Here is a 14,015-nt window from a genome sequence, read left to right on the forward strand (position 1 = left end):
GGCTTACTCTTCATTAAATACAAATGTTTGTTTCATTTTTTTACTTTCATTTACTGGATGGCTGTTGTAAGAAAAGTTCTTTTCTTCCCAAGTAATCACAACTTTAAAATTATGGCTATTAAAGTCTAATGGGAATACCATGTAGTCAAAGCTTGTATGACTTTTAGAAATATTTTCATTAGGTGTAGTAGGTTTAAAGGTAGCTTTAGAGGTAGGATTGTTATCAAGTATTTCCACGGATACGTTTGATACATCATGACCGATGTTTTTTACGAGTAAACTATATGTATCAAATACACCTTGTTTTGGCTGGATTGCTTGCTTGTTTACGTTATGAGATTTATCAATTTCGATATACCATTGTTTAGACTTTGATGCAATTGGTAGTGATTGAAATGTGTATGCACTAGCTTGTATTGGTAGTGCTAAGCATATAAGCGTAAAGAGAGTTAATATTTTTCGTTTCATTTTTTGAGAGCTCCCATTCTGTAACGGATTTATTTATTATTATCTTCTCTTTATGTTAAGTTATACCATATAATGTAAGGGATTCGTTTTATGAATATTGGGTTAGGAGTTATTATATTATTTGCTATGCTTGTACTTAGTTTTATTACATCTTTTTCTAAACAAGAAAGCCGATCCGCCTTTAGGCATGGAATGAAATGAAAGGGAAGTTGGATCCGAAATACTACTAAAAACCGTAAGGATCGTGGTACTTTAAGTATCCGAAGTTTAGATAGTGTCTTCAGATTTTTTATTTTAATTTTTCGGAAATAAATGATAATAGAAGAATGTTTTAAGGTGTTGGTTGAAGGGATATGTAACGAGTTTGATATGGCAATGGTATGTGATACTAACAGCGTTCATTTGTTTTTAATTAAACGGACGGTCATCCCCTTAACCCTACAAATAAAATGATTAATATCAAAATGTTTAAGAGAAGAATTCTCTCATCATAAGGTTAAATAGTAATAGTATGTTTAAGGGATTAAAGAAGGAAGCTGTGTAAAGGTCATACTACACAGCTTTTTTGTACATCTAATTTTAGAATAATCAATTAAGTGTATTTAATTGTTACGTATACGTAGTTCTGTCTCACTATCAAAAAAATGTGCTTTTGTTAAACTAAAGGCTACTGAAAGTTTATCGCCAGCTTTCAGTTCTGATCGAGCATTAATTCGTGCGACAAAACTTTGATTTTCAAGTTTTCCATGTATCATAGTCTCAGCACCTAATAGTTCAGCAACTTCAACATTAATTTCGACAGTTGAATCGGGAGAAGATTGAAGGACAATTGGTTCATCGTGAATGTCTTCTGGACGAATACCGAGTATAAGTGTTTTTTTATTGTATCCCTTTTTCTGCAATTTTTTTAATTGCCCTTCTGGTACTTTAAAACGAATGTTTTCTATATGAAAATAGTTATCTTTTAATGTTCCAGTAAAAAAATTCATAGCTGGAGAACCAATGAATCCGCCAACAAAAACATTTTCAGGAGTATCATAAACTTCTTTTGGTGTACCAACTTGTTGTATGATACCATCTTTCATCACAACAAGGCGTGATGCCATTGTCATTGCTTCCGTTTGATCATGTGTTACATATATAGTAGTTGTGTTTAAGCGGCGATGAAGCTTAGAAATTTCTGAACGCATACTTACACGTAATTTAGCATCTAAATTGGATAGAGGCTCGTCCATTAAGAATACTTTTGCATCACGAACGATAGCTCTTCCTAATGCCACACGCTGGCGCTGTCCACCCGATAATGCTTTTGGTTTTCGCTTTAAATAATCTTCAAGACCTAATATTTTTGCTGCCTCAGTTACACGACGATTAATTTCATCTTTTGGTAGTTTTCGTAATTTTAAACCAAACGCCATATTATCGTAAACAGACATATGTGGGTATAGTGCGTAATTTTGAAATACCATTGCAATGTCACGATCTTTTGGAGCGACGTCATTCATAAGTTTACCATCAATATAAAATGAGCCGTCAGAAATGTCTTCTAAACCTGCAATCATCCGTAGAGTAGTTGATTTTCCACAACCAGAAGGGCCAACAAATACAATAAACTCTTTATCTTGAATATGTAAATTGAAGTCAGAAACAGCAGTTGTTTTATTATCGTATAATTTGAAAATATGATTTAATACGAGTTCGGCCATTATACATCACCCCTATTTTTATAATTAACTGAATTATAAGTTTTATTTAATGTAAGGTGAATTGGTAAGTTGCACAAAAAAAGTTAATTTTTTTATGCAAAATTACGAGATGTTCAAAGAAAGAAAAGCCAAATAAACAGCCACAGCACCTTCAAATGTTTTTATATTCAATCCTGTTTTTTCAATAAATTTGTCAATTCGATACTGTAAAGTATTTCGGTGTAAATATAATTGTTTAGCCGCAAGTGATACATTTAAATTACATTGGAAGAATACTTTAATACTCTCTATTAGTTCTTTATCATTGGAAACTTTTTCCAATAAACGATTTGTATATTTTTCTCTTTTTTCTTTTGGTAATAAGGTCATTAATTGATAAGGGAGAAGTTGTTCAATGTATGTAATTTTCTTTGATAAATAGGGAGAAAGATAAGAAAATAAATTTCGTTCCCATTGATACAAGTGAGAAACTTGATTGGTTTGGGTGTAGTGTCTGCCGACAAAAAAGGATAAGGATATAAAAAAATCTGTTTCTAGCGTATCAAGGGCTGTTTGTAATCTATATTCAGATATATTTTCTGTTAAGATGAGGACTCCAGTTTGTAAAGTTTCCCATATTGTAGGAGTATCAAAACCAAGTATTGAATGTAAAGCATTATGAAATTCTTCTCGTTCCGTTATAGGATGTGTTGTGAAGAAATGTAAAAAGCGTACAGATGTTATTTGAATATCTTTACTCTGATATAACGCTTCGTACCAATACTTTTCTATTTTTGTTTCGTAGCATGTGTCAGTATGGATGGGAGTTAAGAGGGATGAAAGCAATTGACACTCCCGTTTATGTAAGCGAGATTTACGAATTCCTACTCTATTCCCGTCAATCAAAAACCAACTGTAATCTTCAGAAAGTATGGCTTCATTAATTTTTATATCTTTAGCGTAATATTTTTTTAATTGTTGAATCATATCAACACTCCTTATCTTTATATTATTTATTAATAACAAATTATATAGGGATAATGGATTAATACAGTTCGTGATGAAAATTTAAAAAATTCAGAAAATATATTGCAGAGGAAAAAGTGATAGTGTTATACTTCATAACAACTGGTAATGACAACATCATGTCGTGATCAAATTGGTATATGTATAAATAATATATCAATGATAGTTTATTCCTTCAACTGGTAATGACATAAGTCTACTAAAATTGATAGGGAAGGGAGAGACGAGCATTGTTTTTATAAATGAATAAAATTCGTTTGTAAACGCTTTATTTACAAGGTGCTCCAAATCTTTTGTAAAGTTGATTATATTAGTTTAATTTGTCGTCAGTGAATTACAAGAAACATAAGTAAAGATTATGTTATATAGATGATTGTTTCTAGAGGAGGAAAAGGGATGAAAAAGTGGTTTATTATCTTTTTGTCAACATTGCTATTGGCAATAGTAGGATGTTCTAACAGTGGCGAAAAAGTTAACACGTCATCTAAAGATGAAAAAATAGAATTACGGTATGCACTTTGGGATAAGAAACAACTACCAGCAGTGGAAAAAGTGGTTCAACAGTTTAATGAAAAACATCCGAATATTAAGGTGAAAATAGAATTAACAGCGTATGGGCAGTATTTTCAGAAGCTTGAAACGGCAGCAACAGGAAATGCATTGCCGGATGTATTTTGGATGAATGGACCAAATGTTGTGAAATACGCTTCGGGGAAAGTATTGATGCCTTTGGATGATAAAGCGAAAAAGGATAAGTATAAATTGGAAAATTATCCGAAATCTTTAGTTGATTTATATACAGTAGATAATAAAACTTACGGTATTCCAAAAGATTTTGATACAACGGCACTTTGGTATAATAAAAAATTATTTGATGAAGCTGGAGTAGCATATCCAGATGATTCATGGGATTGGGAGAAAATGAAAGAAGCTGCAAAAAAATTGACGAAAAAGGAAAAAGATGTTTGGGGATTTGCAGCAGCAATGGGAAATCAAGGTGGCTATTATGATCTCATTTACCAAAATAAAGGGTATGTTCTTTCTAAAGATAAAAAAACAGTAGGATTTAATAAACCACAAGCAATTGAAGCGTTTAATTATAACATTAGTTTTATTAAAGAAGGATTATCACCAACATTTGCTCAAATGACAGAGACAACAGCATCTGATTTGTTTTTATCAGGTAAAGTAGCGATGATTTTTGATGGGCCTTGGATGGTACCAGAATATAAGAAAAATCCTGATTTAAATATTGCTGTTATGCCAAAAGGGAAAGAAAGAGCTGTTATGATTCATGGTCTAGCAAATGTCATCTCAGCGAAAACAAAATATCCGGATGCAGCTTGGGAATTTGTGAAATATTTAGGTTCTAAAGAGGCAGCAGATGTGTTTGCAGAAACTGGAACAGTTATTCCTGCTTTTAATGGAACACAAGAAGCATGGGTTAAATCCGTTCCAAACTTGAATTTACAAGCGTATATCACTGGTCTTGAATATTCTTACCCATTACCGAGTGTGAAAAATACAGGAGCTTTATGGGAGCAAGAAACAAAAGTATTAAAAAGGGTATGGGGAGGAGAATTGAATGTTGAAGATGCAACAAAAGAATTAACAGAGAAGGCAAATGAAGTTCTTTCTAAAAAATAAGGAGAGGGATCCTCTCCTTACTTTAAATCAAAAATTATGGGAGGAGTGAAGAGATGGAGGATCTATCAATAAAGGTAGTGGAGCAAAAACACACACATATACAAAAAAAATATAAAAAGAAAAAGAAATTAGATTATATATGGGCATATGTCATGATTGCCCCAACTATGCTAGGGTTATTCATTTTTTATATGTGGCCAATTTTGCAAAATATTTATTTTAGTTTTACAGCGTGGGATGCGTTTGGTAGCTATGAATGGATTGGATTAGAAAACTATAAAAAGATGTTTACTGATCAAGATTTAGGAAAGGCTTTTCAAAATACATTTATTTATATCGTGCTTACTGTTCCAATCAGTATATTTTTATCCATCATATTAGCGGTGCTATTAAATCAAAACATTAAAGGGAAATCCCTGTATAGAACATTATATTTTTTACCTGTTATTACAATGCCTGCTGCAATCGCGATGGTATGGAAATGGATCTATAATTCTGACTATGGGTTACTCAATTACATGTTATCATGCTTTGGAATTGATGGTCCTAATTGGCTTACCAACCCTAACATTGCATTATATTCAATTATTATAGTTGCGATTTGGGGTGGGATAGGATATAACATGGTTATTTTTCTATCTGGTCTCCAAAACATCCCTAAAACATACTATGAAGCAGCAATTATGGATGGAGCCCGGCCAATTACAATTTTCTTTAAGATTACATTGCCACTTTTATCGCCAGTTATTTTCTTTGTAACGATTATGTCTTTAATTGGGGCATTTCAAGTATTCGATCTCATCTTTATGATGATTGGTAGAACAAGTAATGTAATTGAAAATACACAATCTATTGTTTATTTATTTTATCAAAATGCCTTTATTTTGAATGAAAAAGGATATTCGGCAGCCATAGCAGTTGTATTATTAATTATTATATTAATCATTACAGCGATTCAAATGATATTACAGAAAAAGTGGGTGCATTATGATGAATAAAAGAGTAGGTGCAGTCAATAAAAATAAAATTATGATTCATACAATACTTATCATAGGTGCCTTATTAACCATTGGTCCTTTTATTTGGATGATATTAACGTCTCTAAAGACTTATGCAGAATCTGTTCAAGTTTCACCAGTTATTATCCCATCTCAATTTATGTGGAGTAACTATACGGAAATATTCAACTTATTACCATTTTTAAAATTTATGATGAATACTGTAATTGTTACAATAGCTAGAACGATTGGGCAGTTGTTTTTATGCTCATTAGCAGCTTATGCTTTTGCTAGAATACAATTTCCGGGTAGAAATGTACTGTTTTTACTAACTCTTTCCGTCCTAATGGTTCCAGCTCAAGTGTTTTTGCTTCCACAATATTTAATTATGGTAAAACTGGATTGGTTGAATACATTACAAGCGGTAATTGTACCTGGGTTATTTAGTGCATTTGGTACCTTTTTATTGCGTCAGTTTTTTATGGGCGTTCCAAAGGAACTAGAAGAAGCGGCGAGATTAGATGGTTGCAATCACTTCCAAATTTATTGGTATGTTATGCTGCCTCTTGCGAAACCAGGTTTAATTGCACTTGGTATATTTACAACACTCTGGTCTTGGAATGAATTGATGTGGCCGATGATTGTAAATAATTCACCAGATATGATGACATTATCAGTTGGTTTATCTTCACTACAAGGGCAATATGCAACAAACTATCCTGTGCTAATGGCGGGATCATTTTTAGCGATTTTACCAATGTTGTTATTGTTTATTTTTTTACAAAAACAATTTATTGAAGGAATTACAATTACAGGTGGAAAATAAGAATAATAGAATAGGAGAGGATATGTATGATTACGGCGGCATTAATTGGGGCAGGAAGTCGTGGAATGTACGCTTATGCTTCTTACGCGTTAGAACATCCAACAGAGATAACTTTTGTTGCGGTTGCAGAATTGGATAATGCAAAAAGACAGAAATTCTCTGAAATGCATAACGTTTCGGAAGATATGCAATTTGAAACATGGGAAGAGTTATTAGCGAAAGAAAAGCTTTGTGATGTATTGCTTATTTGTTCGCCCGACCGGTTTCATTATAAACCTGTAATGCAAGCGATTGAGAAGGGATACAAAATTTTATTAGAAAAACCAATGTCACCAAGTCCTAAAGAGACATTGGAAATTGCAGAGGCTGCCACGAGATATAACGTGTTATTAACAGTATGTCACGTGTTAAGGTATGCACCATTCTATAGGACTTTAAAAGAAATTGTTGATCAAAAGAAGATAGGGGATATCGTTTCAATTCAATGGAATGAAAATGTCGGTCATTGGCATCAAGCACATAGTTTTGTAAGAGGGAATTGGCGTAATAAGTCTGAATCAAGTTCAATGATTTTGCAAAAATGTTGTCATGATATGGATGTGCTACAATGGCTTGTGGGTGCAGAGTGTGAAAAGATTTCATCTTTTGGAAGTTTGACTCATTTTAAATCCGAACATGCACCTAAGGGTTCGACGTTACGTTGTACAGATGGTTGTGAAGTTGAGGGAAACTGCCAATATTCTGCTTTAAAATGGTATTTACATGAGAGAGATGAATGGCCAGCGAATGTAGTTTCTATTGATACAAGCATTGAAAATAGACTGGAGGCACTAAAAAAGGGACCTTATGGGCGTTGTGTGTACCATTGTGACAATGATGTTGTGGATCATCAAGTAGTAAATTTGCTGTTTGATAATGATGTAACAGTTGCTTTTACAATGTCTGCATTTACAAAAGAGTGTTGCCGTACGTTTAAAATTATGGGAACACATGGTGAAATTCATGGTCATGATGTATTAAATGAATTGAAGGTCAAATATTTTTCAGGTGAAGTTGAAACGATTTACCCAAAAACAATAGAAGGTGGACATATGGGAGCAGATAATGCAATTATGACTGATTTTATCGAAAAGGTAAAAAGCAATAAAACAGAAAGTTTAACGTCTGCAATGATTTCGGCAAATAGTCATTTGATTGCATTTGCTGCTGAAAGATCAAGAATAACGGGTGAAACAGTAAATCTTAAGCAATATGTGACAGAGTTACAACAATCGATGAATCTAGCAAAGTAAGAAGAGTGCATATAAAGAAACAAATTAAATATACGATTCAAGTAAATTTTAACAGATAGAATAAGCTTATCTTTCTCTGTGAGAAAGTAATGGTAATTCCTATTTTCATTCGATATAATAGCCATAAACTGGTCATAACAACTTTATAGATGAGGGAGTAAAACATGATTGCAAAAGATAATCGAACACCATTATACTACCAACTAATGGATATTATTGTGGAGCAAATTGAAACTGGGAATTTACAAGAACATGATAAGCTTCCATCAGAACGTGAACTATGCGAGATTCATGATGTAAGTAGAACAACAGTAAGGCAGACGATGCAAGAATTAGAAAAAGAAGGATATATTTATAAAAAACATGGTAAAGGGAGTTTTGTCTCACCTCGTGTATTTAATCAAAGTCTTGTCCGTTTTTATAGTTTCACAGAAGAAATGAAAAAATTTGGAAAGGTTCCATCATCAACAGTCGTATCATTTTCCATAATTCATTGCGATAAAAAAATATCGAAAATTATGAATCTTAACAATGGAGAAGAGGTATATCAAATTACGAGATTAAGGTTAGCTGATAAAGAACCCATGCTATTTGAAACATCTTATATTCCTGTAAAGTTCTTTCCATATTTAACGAAGAAAGAATTAGAAGAAACACCAATGTACGAGATTTTCCGTACAAAATACCAAGTTCATATCACACGTGCGGTGGAAAGTTTCAAAGCGATTGCAGCAGAAAAAGAGCATGCAACATGGCTACAAGTTGAAAAGAATGAACCATCTTTATCTCTAGAACGTATTGCATATGCGAAAGAAAATATAATTGAATACACACAGACCATTGCAAGAGGAGATAAATTTACTTACACAGTTGAATTACAATAAGTATAGTTATACTTATTGTAATTCAACTGGTAATGATGACGTGATAAGATGTGGACTAATATTAAGGGGGTTCTGAAATGTTATTACATGCAAATGATGAAATAAGAGAAACATATGGAGCGTGTTTTACAGCGAAAGAAATTGCACAACAGCCAGATCTTTGGGAGCAAGTATATTTGAATTTTCAAAGCAAACATCATGAAATTATAGACTTCTTTTCACGTATTTCAAGAGATCATGAACAAGTGAGGGTTATTTTCACTGGTGCAGGGACATCCGCTTTTGTTGGAGACACAATTGTTCCATATGTAAAAAGGATTACGGATTTAAAGAAAATGCATATTGAAAGCATTCCAACAACAAATATAGTCTCAAGTCCTTATTACTATCTTCAGCCAGACATCCCAACAATTTTAGTGTCTTTTGCTCGCTCAGGCAATAGTCCAGAAAGTGTAGCGGCAGCGCAATTAGGAGAACAAATTATTCATTCAGTTTATCATATTATTTTAACATGTAATGAAGAAGGAAATTTAGCGAAGCAATTTCAGCATAAAGAGAACGCTTTTGTTATGTATATGCCACAGGAGGCAAACGATCAAGGGTTTGCAATGACAGGAAGTTTTACCTCTATGATGTTAACTGCACTTATGTTATGTAACTATAATCAGACCCATCTTTTAGAACCTAGCATTATGGATATTGTAAGATTAGGAAAAGATGTAATCAAAAAACAAGAACAGGAAATTCAACGAATTGCAGAAAAAGAATTTCGTAAAATTGTATTTTTAGGATCAGGCGTATTCGAGGGACTTTCTCGAGAGGCTGCTTTAAAATTTTTAGAGTTAACTGCTGGTCGTATCCCAGTTACGTTTGACACAACACTTGGGTTTAGGCATGGACCGAAATCAATTTTAGATAAGGATACAGTTGTTGTATTATTTTTATCTAATGATGAGTATACGAAAAAATATGATCTTGATTTATTAAAAGAGCTTTTTCAAGAGAAAGAAAGAAGCGAGATTATTGTTATAGCACATCAAGATAATCAGGAAGCAAGGCGAAATTCAAATACATTTTTATGCAATGACGGACGCAATCTGAAAGATGACATGTATATTACGTTTATTTATATATTATACGGACAAATTTTAGCGTTATATAAATCTATTGCATTAGGGATTACTCCAGATAACCCTTGTCCAAGTGGAAGTGTAAATCGTATCGTTCGAGGGGTAACAGTACATCCTTATAAAGGAAAGGAATAGCAATTTATGAACTACTATGTCAAAGCATCTATGTATCTACTAGAAGATGGTGTTCGTGAGGGTGGATATTTACATATTGTAAATGGCTACTTTCTAAAACATGTTGAAGAAATAGTAGACGGAGCGTTAGTAATGGATTTTGAAGGAAGTATTATTTCTCCAGGATTTGTGGATACACATATTCACGGTGTAGCGGGACATGATGTAATGGATAGCACATATGAATCGTTAAACAATATTTCTATTATGTTATTGGAAAATGGTGTTACGAGTTTTTTACCTACAACATTAACTGATTCTTCGGAAAATATAATGAAAGCTTTAAAAAATATAGCTCATGCAAAAAAAAGAGGAGTGGATGGGGCCAATATTATTGGAGCTTTTCTGGAGGGACCTTGTTTTACGGAGGTCTATAAAGGTGCACAAAACTCTAAATATTTTATTGATCCAACCATTGAAATGTTAGAGGAGTGGATTGTTGCATCAGAAGGGACAATTAAAAAAATTGCCATGGCACCAGAGAGGAAAGGTGCTATTGCGTGTATACATCATGCTGTGAAAAAGAATATTCATGTAGCAATTGGGCATACGAATGCAAACTATGAGATATGCCAGAATGCGATTCAAGCAGGAGCGACGATTTTTGTGCATACGTTTAATGGAATGAAAGGATTACATCACCGTGAACCTGGCGTTGTTGGAGCGGTACTCTCAACTGAGCATGTGTATGGTGAAATCATTGTAGATGGACATCATGTACATCCAAGCGTAGTGAATATTTTATATAAATGTAAAGGATACGACAAAACTTGTTTAGTTAGTGACTGTATGCGAGCGGGCTTATTAGGGGATGGCACATATAATTTAGGAGAATTTGTTGTCCAAGTGCAAGACGGCATTGCCCGAACAGAGGCGGGTTCTTTAGCAGGAAGTACACTTCGATTTATTGATGGTGTGAAGAATATAGAGAAATGGACAAATGCATCGTTATGGGAATGTGTTCATATGGGATCGTTAATTCCTGCTAAAAGTATTGGAGTTGATAATGAAATTGGAAGTATAGCACCAGGGAAAAGAGCTGATTTTCTTATATTAACAGAGGATTTAGATCTTATAGGAACAGTTGTAGGGGGAGAAATGAAATATAAAAAGAATAAAGAGAGGATTTGAGAGTATGCTTGTTTCAACTCAATTTATACTGAGAAATGCACAAGAACAGGGTTATGCGGTTCCGGCTTTTAATATTCATAATTTAGAAACTTTAAAAGCAGTAATTGAATCCGCAGTAGAGCTTAGGTCACCTGTTATTATAGCTGCTACACCAGGCACAATAAAATATATGGGAAAAGAATATCTTTTGCATATGATTGAAGCAGCGAGAAAGCAATATGAAATACCAATTAGCCTACATTTAGATCATCATGAGGATATAAGTGATATTAAAAATTGTATTGATTCAGGAGTTCGCTCTGTTATGATTGATGCATCGCATCATCCATTTGAAGAGAATATTCAGATTGTTCAGGAAGTTTCGTTGTATGCAAAACAATATGGAGTAACAGTAGAGGCTGAATTAGGGCAATTATCAGGAATAGAAGAAGATATAAAAGTAGAAAACTCAATTTATACAGATCCTTACCAAGCGAAAGAATTTGTAGAACGCACGAATATTGACTCATTGGCAGTTGCAATTGGAACGGCACATGGACTATATAAAGGGGAACCAAAATTAGATTTACAAAGATTAATAAATATCAGAAAGCAAGTCAATATTCCTCTTGTACTACATGGGGCATCTGGATTATCAGACAGTTTAGTGCAAGAAACGATTCGTTTAGGAATTTGTAAAGTAAATATTGCAACAGAGCTAAAAATTGCATTCGGAACAGCATTACGCCATTATCTACATTCTCATCCAGAAGAAAATGATCCGCGTAAATATTTTTCAGATGCAATTATGGCGATGAAACGGGTTGTTGCAGATAAAATAAAGATGTGCAAAAGTTTAAATCGTGTGTAAGGAGATATTCTTATGATTGCGACAATTACATTGAATCCATCTGTTGATATGCGATATGAATTAGGAGAATTAAAACTAAACAAAATACATCGTACGAAAGACTATGAAAAAACTGCGGGTGGAAAAGGCATTAATGTATCGAGAGTACTTCGTTTGCTTGGAGAAGAAGTAACAGGAGCTGGGTTACTTGGTGGTAGTAATGGTGAGTTCATAAGAAAAAGATTGAAAGATTTATCGATTATTGATGAGTTTGTTTCCGTTAAAGAAGAAACTCGCAATTGTATAGCGTTAATCACAAAAAAATCTGCGTCAGCTACTGAAGTATTAGAAGCAGGACCAGCTATTTCAGAGGATGAAATAGCTCTTTTTATAAAAAAATATGAAAGGATAGTAAAAGATTTTGAGTTTATTGTTGCATCGGGAAGTTTACCTAAGGGTATTCCAAATTCATTTTATCAACAGTTGGCACAAAAGGCGGCTGAAAACGGTAAAAAATTCATATTAGATACAAGTGGAGAACCATTATTGCATGGCATACAAGGAAAACCATTTTTAATTAAACCAAACAGGCAAGAAATTTGTCAGTTGCTTCAAAAAAAACGTGTGTCACAGGAAGAAATGATTGCGGAAGCAACTAAAATCTGCGAGGGGGGCGTGCAGTATGTTTTGTTATCACTTGGAAGAGAAGGAGCGATACTTATTACGAAAGATGAAAGCATAAGGGCAATTATTTCAGAAATAAAAACAATCAATGCCGTTGGCTCAGGTGACGCAATGGTTGCAGGAATAACGTTAGCACTCGCAAAGGGGTATGGGATAAAGGATGCACTTCGTTTTTCGGTGGCGTGTGGAATGGCTAACGCAGCTGAGGAAATAACAGGTTACATACAGCTTAAAAATGTAGAGAATTTCTATAATGAAATTACAATTGTCTAAAAGTAGGAAGGGGAGAAATATGGGGAAGTACGTTGCTTGTTTTGATATTGGAGGAACTTTTATAAAATATGCAATGATTGATGAACAAGGAATGGTACATGAACAAGGGAAAATAACAACACCAGTACAAAATCAAAAGAAAGAAATTTTGTATCGCATTTGTGAAGTAATATATGAGTTTGAAAAGAGCTATAAAATTCATTCTGTAGGTGTATCATCGTGTGGGATTATTGATAATATCAAGGGGGAAGTTCTGTATTCTGCCAATATTTCGGGATATAGCGGTACAAAAATAGCAGATTACATTTATAGTGAGACAGGGTATGTGGCGAGTATTGAAAATGATGTTCGTTCAGCTTGTCTCGGTGAAATGTGGAAAGGAGTAGGGCAGGGGAAAGAACATATTGTTTTAATCACACTTGGAACCGGAATTGGTAGTGGAATCATTATAAATGGCAAAATGCTTCAGGGAGTGAAAGGATTAGCAGGAGAGCTTGGTCATATGATAATTGTTCATAATGGAGAAAAATGTAGTTGTGGCGGAGAGGGATGTTATGAGAGATATGCATCGACTTCGGCATTGATTCGTCAGTATAAAGAAGCATCAAAAATTCAAGGGCTAGAGATAGGTACAATCACAGGTGAAGAAATTATAGAACGTATGTACAGAGGAGAACGATTGGCAAAGGATGTATATGAACAGTTTCTACAGTATGTTGTTGCTGGTTTAGTAAATATTACTTATATATTTAACCCCGAATTAATTATTATTGGGGGAGGTATTACAGAGCAAGGTGAACCATTTTTGAAACAAATTCAAGAAAGGTTCCATGACAAAATAATGGATATCTATCAAAATAAGGTGGAAATCGCTTTAGCATCATTACATAATGATGCTGGTGTATATGGAGCTTGTTATGTAGCGTTGAATCAATGTGAGGAAAAGTCAATGAATATATAATTTTAGA

At 33.7% G+C, this 14,015-nt stretch carries 13 protein-coding genes; 10 read left to right on the forward strand and 3 right to left on the reverse strand.

Annotated features, from left to right (window positions below; translation table 11 throughout):
* Positions 1-3: 3 nt before the first annotated feature.
* From NST14_RS09285 to NST14_RS09295, 3 genes are all read right to left on the reverse strand, one after another.
* Positions 4-468, reverse strand: a complete 465-nt coding sequence (locus tag NST14_RS09285) for a hypothetical protein (protein WP_229142985.1) — start codon at positions 466-468, stop codon at positions 4-6.
* Between the two features lie 602 nt (positions 469-1,070).
* On the reverse strand, positions 1,071-2,174 hold the full coding sequence (locus tag NST14_RS09290; RefSeq protein ID WP_000829438.1) for an ABC transporter ATP-binding protein: 1,104 nt from the start codon (positions 2,172-2,174) through the stop codon (positions 1,071-1,073).
* 102 nt (positions 2,175-2,276) lie between these two features.
* The gene (locus NST14_RS09295) at positions 2,277-3,140 is read right to left on the reverse strand and encodes a PucR family transcriptional regulator (RefSeq protein ID WP_048557499.1); all 864 of its coding nucleotides are present in this window, start codon (positions 3,138-3,140) and stop codon (positions 2,277-2,279) included.
* 435 nt (positions 3,141-3,575) lie between these two features.
* Between NST14_RS09295 and NST14_RS09300 the strand changes: the two genes are divergently transcribed.
* The 10 genes from NST14_RS09300 to NST14_RS09345 all read left to right on the forward strand — a co-directional run bounded on the left by NST14_RS09300 (position 3,576) and on the right by NST14_RS09345 (position 14,008).
* On the forward strand, positions 3,576-4,826 hold the full coding sequence (locus NST14_RS09300; protein WP_048557500.1) for an ABC transporter substrate-binding protein: 1,251 nt from the start codon (positions 3,576-3,578) through the stop codon (positions 4,824-4,826).
* A gap of 53 nt (positions 4,827-4,879) precedes the next feature.
* On the forward strand, positions 4,880-5,824 hold the full coding sequence (locus NST14_RS09305) for a carbohydrate ABC transporter permease (protein ID WP_000389885.1): 945 nt from the start codon (positions 4,880-4,882) through the stop codon (positions 5,822-5,824).
* On the forward strand, positions 5,817-6,650 hold the full coding sequence (locus NST14_RS09310; protein ID WP_002163696.1) for a carbohydrate ABC transporter permease: 834 nt from the start codon (positions 5,817-5,819) through the stop codon (positions 6,648-6,650). The genes NST14_RS09305 and NST14_RS09310 overlap by 8 nt, the downstream gene beginning before the upstream one ends.
* A gap of 26 nt (positions 6,651-6,676) precedes the next feature.
* On the forward strand, positions 6,677-7,942 hold the full coding sequence (locus NST14_RS09315) for a Gfo/Idh/MocA family protein (protein WP_000626886.1): 1,266 nt from the start codon (positions 6,677-6,679) through the stop codon (positions 7,940-7,942).
* 164 nt (positions 7,943-8,106) lie between these two features.
* Positions 8,107-8,826 (forward strand): GntR family transcriptional regulator, encoded by a 720-nt coding sequence (locus NST14_RS09320; protein WP_000560690.1) that lies wholly within the window; start codon positions 8,107-8,109, stop codon positions 8,824-8,826.
* A 77-nt stretch (positions 8,827-8,903) separates the two neighbouring features.
* The gene (locus NST14_RS09325; RefSeq protein ID WP_000924262.1) at positions 8,904-10,091 is read left to right on the forward strand and encodes an SIS domain-containing protein; all 1,188 of its coding nucleotides are present in this window, start codon (positions 8,904-8,906) and stop codon (positions 10,089-10,091) included.
* 6 nt (positions 10,092-10,097) lie between these two features.
* Positions 10,098-11,261, forward strand: coding sequence for an N-acetylglucosamine-6-phosphate deacetylase (gene nagA, locus NST14_RS09330; RefSeq protein WP_001110428.1), 1,164 nt, complete (start codon positions 10,098-10,100; stop codon positions 11,259-11,261).
* 4 nt (positions 11,262-11,265) lie between these two features.
* A complete protein-coding gene (locus tag NST14_RS09335) occupies positions 11,266-12,111 on the forward strand; it encodes a tagatose-bisphosphate aldolase subunit GatY (protein WP_000961489.1) in 846 nt (281 codons plus the stop codon).
* Positions 12,112-12,123: 12 nt separating this feature from the next.
* Positions 12,124-13,047 (forward strand): 1-phosphofructokinase, encoded by a 924-nt coding sequence (gene pfkB, locus NST14_RS09340; RefSeq protein ID WP_000562120.1) that lies wholly within the window; start codon positions 12,124-12,126, stop codon positions 13,045-13,047.
* A 19-nt stretch (positions 13,048-13,066) separates the two neighbouring features.
* Positions 13,067-14,008 carry an ROK family protein gene (locus NST14_RS09345; protein WP_062822334.1) on the forward strand — a complete coding sequence of 314 codons (942 nt, stop codon included), beginning with the start codon at positions 13,067-13,069 and terminating at the stop codon, positions 14,006-14,008.
* Positions 14,009-14,015 lie beyond the last annotated feature (7 nt).

The organism is Bacillus sp. FSL W8-0519, assembly GCF_038005585.1.
Lineage (GTDB): Bacteria > Bacillota > Bacilli > Bacillales > Bacillaceae_G > Bacillus_A > Bacillus_A paranthracis.